The sequence below is a fragment of the Ensifer sp. SSB1 genome (assembly GCF_016652895.1).
Classification (GTDB): Bacteria; Pseudomonadota; Alphaproteobacteria; order Rhizobiales; family Rhizobiaceae; genus Ensifer.
The window spans coordinates 1-7530 of the sequence record NZ_JAEPRP010000160.1 but is presented as its reverse complement, the minus strand read 5'-3'; the positions used below and the strand labels follow the sequence as shown (position 1 = coordinate 7530).

Annotated in this window: 5 protein-coding genes; 4 read left to right on the top strand and 1 reads right to left on the bottom strand. The window is 59.6% G+C overall.

Going from position 1 to position 7530, the window contains the following annotated elements:
- A partial coding sequence (gene rpoC, locus I8N66_RS29205) for a DNA-directed RNA polymerase subunit beta' (RefSeq protein WP_291161516.1) occupies positions 1–3364 on the top strand: 3364 nt, incomplete at its 5' end.
- Between the two features lie 126 nt (positions 3365–3490).
- Here the strand turns inward: rpoC and I8N66_RS29200 are convergent.
- Complete coding sequence (locus I8N66_RS29200) at positions 3491–3787, bottom strand: transcriptional regulator (RefSeq protein ID WP_113541263.1); 297 nt, start codon at positions 3785–3787, stop codon at positions 3491–3493.
- Positions 3788–4350: 563 nt separating this feature from the next.
- Here I8N66_RS29200 and rpsL point away from each other — a divergent pair.
- The 3 genes from rpsL (at position 4351) to fusA (ending at position 7403) form a co-directional block, all read left to right on the top strand.
- Positions 4351–4722 (top strand): 30S ribosomal protein S12, encoded by a 372-nt coding sequence (rpsL, locus tag I8N66_RS29195; protein WP_003507760.1) that lies wholly within the window; start codon positions 4351–4353, stop codon positions 4720–4722.
- A 77-nt stretch (positions 4723–4799) separates the two neighbouring features.
- Entirely contained in the window at positions 4800–5270 is a 471-nt protein-coding gene (gene rpsG, locus I8N66_RS29190; protein ID WP_291161507.1) for a 30S ribosomal protein S7, read from the top strand.
- A gap of 33 nt (positions 5271–5303) precedes the next feature.
- Complete coding sequence (gene fusA, locus I8N66_RS29185) at positions 5304–7403, top strand: elongation factor G (RefSeq protein ID WP_291161505.1); 2100 nt, start codon at positions 5304–5306, stop codon at positions 7401–7403.
- Positions 7404–7530 lie beyond the last annotated feature (127 nt).

Here is a 7530-nt window from a genome sequence, read left to right as displayed (position 1 = left end):
GAAGCGCCTGATCGAACTGCGCGCTCCGGGCATCATCATCCGCAACGAAAAGCGCATGCTGCAGGAATCTGTGGACGCGCTGTTCGATAACGGCCGTCGTGGCCGCGTCATCACCGGCGCCAACAAGCGCCCGCTGAAGTCGCTGTCCGACATGCTCAAGGGCAAGCAGGGCCGGTTCCGTCAGAACCTGCTCGGCAAGCGCGTCGACTATTCCGGCCGCTCGGTCATCGTGACCGGTCCGGAACTGAAGCTGCACCAGTGCGGTCTTCCGAAGAAGATGGCGCTCGAGCTGTTCAAGCCGTTCATCTACGCCCGCCTCGACGCCAAGGGTTACTCCTCGACCGTCAAGCAGGCCAAGAAGCTCGTCGAAAAGGAAAAGCCGGAAGTCTGGGACATCCTCGACGAGGTTATCCGCGAGCATCCGGTTCTGTTGAACCGCGCACCGACGCTGCACCGCCTGGGCATCCAGGCCTTCGAACCGACCCTGGTCGAAGGCAAGGCGATCCAGCTGCACCCGCTCGTGTGCACGGCCTTCAACGCCGACTTCGACGGCGACCAGATGGCCGTTCATGTGCCGCTGTCGCTCGAAGCGCAGCTTGAAGCCCGCGTTCTGATGATGTCGACGAACAACATCCTGCACCCGGCAAACGGCGCGCCGATCATCGTTCCGTCGCAGGACATGGTTCTCGGTCTCTACTATCTGTCGATCCTGAACCAGAACGAGCCGGGCGAAGGCATGGCGTTCTCGGACATGGGCGAGCTGCATCACGCGCTCGAAACCAAGGCCGTGACCCTGCACGCCAAGATCCGTGGCCGCTTCAAGACCGTCGACGCCGAGGGCAACCCGGTTTCGAAGATCTACGAAACGACGCCTGGCCGCATGATCATCGGCGAACTGTTGCCGCGCAACGTCAACGTGCCGTTCGAGACCTGCAACCAGGAAATGACCAAGAAGAACATCTCCAAGATGATCGACACGGTCTACCGTCACTGCGGTCAGAAAGACACGGTCATCTTCTGCGACCGCATCATGCAGCTCGGCTTTGCCCATGCCTGCCGCGCCGGCATTTCGTTCGGCAAGGACGACATGGTCATTCCGGACACCAAGGTGAAGATCGTCGGCGATACTGAAGCGCTCGTGAAGGAATACGAGCAGCAGTACAATGACGGCCTCATCACCCAGGGCGAAAAGTACAACAAGGTTGTCGACGCCTGGGGTAAGGCGACCGAGAAGGTCGCCGACGAAATGATGGCCCGCATTAAGGCTGTAGAGTTCGACGACAACGGCCGTCAGAAGCCGATGAACTCGATCTACATGATGTCGCACTCCGGCGCCCGTGGTTCTCCGAACCAGATGCGTCAGCTGGGCGGCATGCGCGGCCTGATGGCCAAGCCCTCGGGCGAAATCATCGAGACGCCGATCATCTCGAACTTCAAGGAAGGCCTCACCGTTAACGAGTACTTCAACTCGACCCACGGTGCCCGTAAGGGCCTGGCCGACACCGCCTTGAAGACCGCGAACTCGGGCTACCTGACCCGTCGTCTCGTCGACGTGGCGCAGGATTGCATCGTCAATTCCGTCGATTGCGGCACCGAGAACGGCCTCACCATGACGGCGATCGTCGACGCCGGTCAGGTTGTGGCTTCGCTTGGCGCGCGTATCCTTGGTCGTACGGCTCTGGATGACATCGATCACCCGGTCACCGGCGCTCGCCTCGTCGACGCTGGTCGGATGATCCTTGAGCCCGACGTCATCGAGATCGAAAAGGCTGGTATCCAGTCGATCCGTATCCGTTCGGCACTGACCTGCGAAATCCAGACGGGCGTTTGCGGCGTCTGCTACGGCCGCGACCTGGCACGTGGTACGCCGGTCAACATGGGCGAAGCGGTTGGCGTTATCGCTGCACAGTCGATCGGTGAACCGGGCACTCAGCTCACCATGCGTACCTTCCACCTCGGCGGTACGGCGACCGTGGTCGACCAGTCGTTCCTGGAAGCGTCCTACGAAGGCACGGTTCAGATCAAGAACCGCAACATGTTGCGCAACTCGGACGGCGTTCTTGTCGCGATGGGCCGTAACATGGCGGTCCAGATCCTGGACGAGCGCGGCGTCGAGCGTTCTTCGCAGCGCGTTGCCTATGGTTCGAAGATCCTCGTCGACGATGGTGACAAGGTGAAGCGCGGTCAGCGTCTCGCCGAGTGGGATCCCTACACCCGTCCGATGATGACGGAAGTGGAAGGTACCGTTCACTTCGAAGACGTCGTCGACGGCATCTCGGTGCTCGAAGCGACCGACGAATCCACCGGCATCACCAAGCGTCAGGTTATCGACTGGCGTTCGACTCCGCGTGGTACGGACCTGAAGCCGGCGATCGTCATCAAGGACAAGAATGGTGCGGTCATGAAGCTGTCGCGTGGTGGTGACGCCCGCTTCATGCTTTCGGTTGACGCCATTCTTTCGGTGGAACCGGGCACGAAGGTCTCCCAGGGTGACGTGCTTGCACGTTCGCCGCTGGAAAGCGCCAAGACCAAGGACATCACCGGTGGTCTGCCGCGCGTTGCCGAACTGTTCGAAGCTCGTCGTCCGAAGGATCACGCCATCATCGCTGAGATCGATGGTACCATCCGCTTCGGCCGCGACTACAAGAACAAGCGTCGCGTTCTGATCGAGCCGGCGGAAGACGGTGTCGAGCCGGTCGAATACCTGATCCCGAAGGGCAAGCCTTTCCATCTTCAGGATGGCGACTACATCGAAAAGGGCGACTACATCCTCGACGGCAATCCGGCGCCGCACGACATCCTGGCGATCAAGGGCGTGGAAGCACTTGCTTCCTACCTGGTCAACGAAATCCAGGAAGTCTACCGACTGCAGGGCGTTGTCATCAACGACAAGCACATCGAGGTGATCGTCCGTCAGATGCTGCAGAAGGTGGAAATCACCGATGCAGGCGACTCGACCTACATTGTCGGCGACAATGTCGATCGTATCGAGCTCGAAGACGTCAACGACGGCCTGATCGAACAGGGCAAGAAGCCGGCATACGGCGATCCGGTCCTGCTCGGCATCACCAAGGCCTCGCTGCAGACACCGTCGTTCATCTCGGCAGCGTCGTTCCAGGAAACCACCAAGGTCCTGACCGAAGCGGCGATCGCCGGCAAGACGGACGGCCTGCAGGGCCTGAAGGAAAACGTCATCGTCGGCCGTCTGATCCCGGCCGGTACCGGTGGCACGATGACCCAGATCCGTCGCATCGCAACCGCGCGCGACGAAATGATCCTGGAAGAGCGTCGTCGTGGCACGGGTGCGGATGTCGCAACGCCGATGCTCGCCGATCTCGCCAACGAGAACGCAGCAGCCGAATAAGCGAGGGGGGCGGTCTCCGCCCTTTGAGCCAACGAAAAAAGCCGCCGAGAGCGATCTCGGCGGCTTTTCCTTTGAGCGGTCACCGCGCGCGGCAAAGCCGAGGGCGACGATCTCTTGAACGTGAACTTAGCTGAAGCGGATAATCGCCACTTCGCCTTCGAGCGCACCCTGGTAGGCTGAGGCGTGAGGCTCTTCGCTCGGGACTTCGGTCAATGTACCGATCTGGTCCAGGTCAGCCTCGAGAAAACCTTCTTCGGCAAGTGCGTTCAGCGCTTCGCGAACGGCGGTATCGTCGTCGGGCGCCTTGAGCATCACGTGAATGTCCACGCCGTCTCCGTCGCCGTCGGTCTCGTAGGCTTTGCCGATGATGATGAACACCATCGGTTCGTCCGGGGCATTGTCGTTGTCTGGGGTGACGGCCATTTTGTTTCCTTTCGAATGACTGGCGGGACCTTAGCGTCCTTTTAAACCCAGCGCGACGGAAATGCAGTGCCCTTCGAACGCTTCTCCTGGGGCCGACTCGAAGTCGGTGGAAAACCGCCACAAAGTGGTTGCCGATTCCTTAACCCTGTCGGACACTCTGCGGGCTGAAGGGGCAAAGAGGCGGGCGCCGGGTGCGGAACCATGTGCAAAAGCCTTGTTTTGCAGGCATGTCAGGCCTGTGCGCGATAGAATATTTCTTAATTGCCCTTGACTGTTGGCCTTGAAATCAGTACACCCCGCCGCATCGGAGCCCATGTGAGGCTGGCTGGTTCGGAACGTCGCGTTCTGGAGTTCGCCTCAAACAAGGTTCGAAACGCACGCTGACGACAACAATGCTGCACGCATGACGCGCAATATAGTGCGTCCTCTGCTTTATTTGGGGCCATCTGCGGAAAAGCGGATCGGCCCCTGTTTTGCGCATTTCATGAGGCGTTCGACATCGCCGGCGACGGCAACGATCCGCCCGCAAGGGTAACGTGACAAGATTTTGCAAGGATGGGTATATGCCTACCGTAAACCAGCTGATCCGCAAGCCTCGTCAGGCACAGGTAAAGCGCAACAAGGTTCCTGCTCTGCAGGAAAACCCGCAGAAGCGTGGTGTTTGCACCCGCGTTTACACGACGACCCCGAAGAAGCCGAACTCGGCTCTCCGTAAGGTTGCTAAGATTCGCCTGACGAACGGCTTCGAAGTCATCGGCTACATCCCGGGTGAAGGTCACAACCTTCAGGAACACTCGGTTGTTATGATCCGCGGCGGCCGCGTAAAGGACCTTCCGGGTGTTCGTTACCACATCATCCGTGGCGTTCTCGACACCCAGGGCGTCAAGAACCGCAAGCAGCGCCGTTCGAAGTACGGTGCGAAGCGTCCGAAGTAATTCGGTTTTGAAAATCCCGGCGCTGCGCGAGGTCCTCCGCGTGGTAAAGCGCTGAAACAGTTAAAGAGACGAGAAGTATGTCCCGAAGTCACAGAGCAGAAAAGCGTGAGATCAACCCGGATCCGAAGTTCGGTGATCTGGTTGTCACGAAGTTCATGAACGCAATCATGCTGCACGGCAAGAAGTCCGTTGCGGAAAGCATCGTTTACGGCGCGTTCGATGCGGTTCAGGTCAAGCTGAAGCAGGAGCCGATCACCGTATTCCATTCCGCGCTCGACAACATTGCGCCGCACGTTGAAGTGCGTTCGCGCCGCGTCGGTGGTGCTACTTACCAGGTTCCGGTCGATGTTCGTCCGGAGCGTCGCCAGGCCCTCGCCATCCGTTGGCTGATCGCGGCCGCACGCAAGCGTAACGAGACGACCATGGTCGATCGCCTTTGCGGCGAACTCATGGACGCAGCGAACAACCGTGGTAGCGCCGTGAAGAAGCGCGAAGACACGCACAAGATGGCTGATGCCAACCGTGCGTTCTCGCATTATCGCTGGTAATTCTGGCGCGAACGTCTCAAGAGGCAGTCCACTATGGCACGCGAATATAAAATCGAAGACTACCGTAACTTCGGTATCATGGCGCACATCGACGCCGGCAAGACCACGACGACCGAGCGCATCCTTTACTACACCGGCAAGTCCCACAAGATCGGCGAAGTCCACGACGGCGCCGCGACCATGGACTGGATGGAGCAGGAGCAGGAACGCGGCATCACCATCACGTCCGCTGCTACGACGACCTTCTGGAAGGGGCGCGATGGCAAGACCCGCCGCTTCAACATCATCGACACGCCCGGTCACGTTGACTTCACCATCGAAGTCGAACGCTCGCTGCGCGTTCTCGACGGCGCCATTGCGCTTCTCGACGCCAACGCAGGTGTTGAGCCTCAGACGGAAACCGTCTGGCGCCAGGCCGAGAAGTACAACGTTCCGCGCATGATCTTCTGCAACAAGATGGACAAGACCGGTGCGGACTTCTACCGCTCGGTCGAGATGATCAAGACCCGCCTGGGCGCGATCGCCGTCGTCATGCAGCTGCCGATCGGCGCTGAAACCGAGTTCAAGGGCGTTATCGACCTCGTCGAGATGAACGCTCTCGTCTGGCGCGACGAATCGCTCGGCGCCCAGTGGGACGTCGTCGAGATCCCGGACGACATGAAGGCGAAGGCTGAAGAATATCGCGAAAAGCTGATCGAGACCGTTGTCGAGATCGACGAAGCTGCGATGGAAGCCTACCTCGAAGGCAACATGCCGTCGAACGACAAGATCCGCGAACTCGTTCGCCGCGGCACCATCGACGTGAAGTTCCACCCGATGTTCTGCGGTACCGCGTTCAAGAACAAGGGTGTTCAGCCGCTGCTCGACGCGGTTGTCGACTACCTGCCGTCGCCGCTCGACATTCCGGCGATCAAGGGTATCGACGCGAAGACCGAAGCTGAAATCGAACGTCACGCTGACGACGCCGAGCCGCTTTCGATGCTCGCGTTCAAGATCATGAACGACCCCTTCGTCGGTTCGCTCACCTTCGCGCGCATCTATTCGGGCAAGCTCGAAAAGGGCTCGTCGGTCATGAACACGGTCAAGGACAAGCGCGAGCGCGTCGGCCGTATGCTGCAGATGCACTCGAACAGCCGTGAAGACATCGAAGAAGCCTTTGCAGGCGACATCGTTGCTCTGGCTGGTCTCAAGGAAACCACCACTGGCGATACGCTCTGCGACCCGCTGAAGCCGGTTATCCTCGAGCGCATGGAATTCCCGGAGCCGGTTATCCAGATCGCGATCGAGCCGAAGTCCAAGGGCGACCAGGAAAAGATGGGCCTCGCGCTCAACCGCCTGGCAGCCGAAGACCCGTCGTTCCGCGTCAAGACCGACCAGGAATCCGGCCAGACGATCATCGCCGGCATGGGAGAACTTCACCTCGACATCATCGTCGACCGTATGCGTCGCGAGTTCAAGGTTGAAGCCAACGTCGGTGCGCCGCAAGTTGCCTACCGCGAAACCATCACGCGTCAGCACGAAGAAGACTACACGCACAAGAAGCAGTCCGGTGGTACCGGTCAGTTCGCGCGCGTCAAGCTCGTATTCGAACCGAACCCGGATGGCGAAGATTTCGTCTTCGAATCCAAGATCGTCGGCGGTGCTGTTCCGAAGGAATACATCCCGGGCGTTCAGAAGGGTATCGAAAGCGTTCTGTCTTCCGGTCCGCTCGCTGGCTTCCCGATGCTGGGTGTCAAGGCCACGCTCATCGACGGTGCATTCCACGACGTCGACTCGTCGGTTCTGGCCTTCGAAATCGCTTCGCGTGCTTGCTTCCGTGAAGCTGCCAAGAAGGCCGGTGCACAGCTGCTCGAGCCGATGATGAAGGTTGAAGTCGTAACGCCGGAAGACTACGTCGGCGACGTTATCGGCGACCTCAACTCGCGTCGTGGCCAGATCCAGGGCCAGGAATCGCGTGGCGTTGCCGTTGTGATCAACGCAAACGTCCCGCTGGCGAACATGTTCAAGGACGTCGACAACCTGCGCTCCATGTCGCAGGGCCGCGCACAGTACACGATGACCTTCGATCACTACGCGCCGGTCCCGTCGAACGTCGCACAGGAAATCCAGGCAAAGTATTCCGGTCAGAAGTGACCGGAATACCGATACGCTGAACGCAGATAAGAAAGTTTTCCCCGCGAGGGGATAGAGAACGGAGAGCCGGAAATGGCAAAGAGCAAATTTGAGCGCAACAAGCCGCACGTTAACATTGGCACGATTG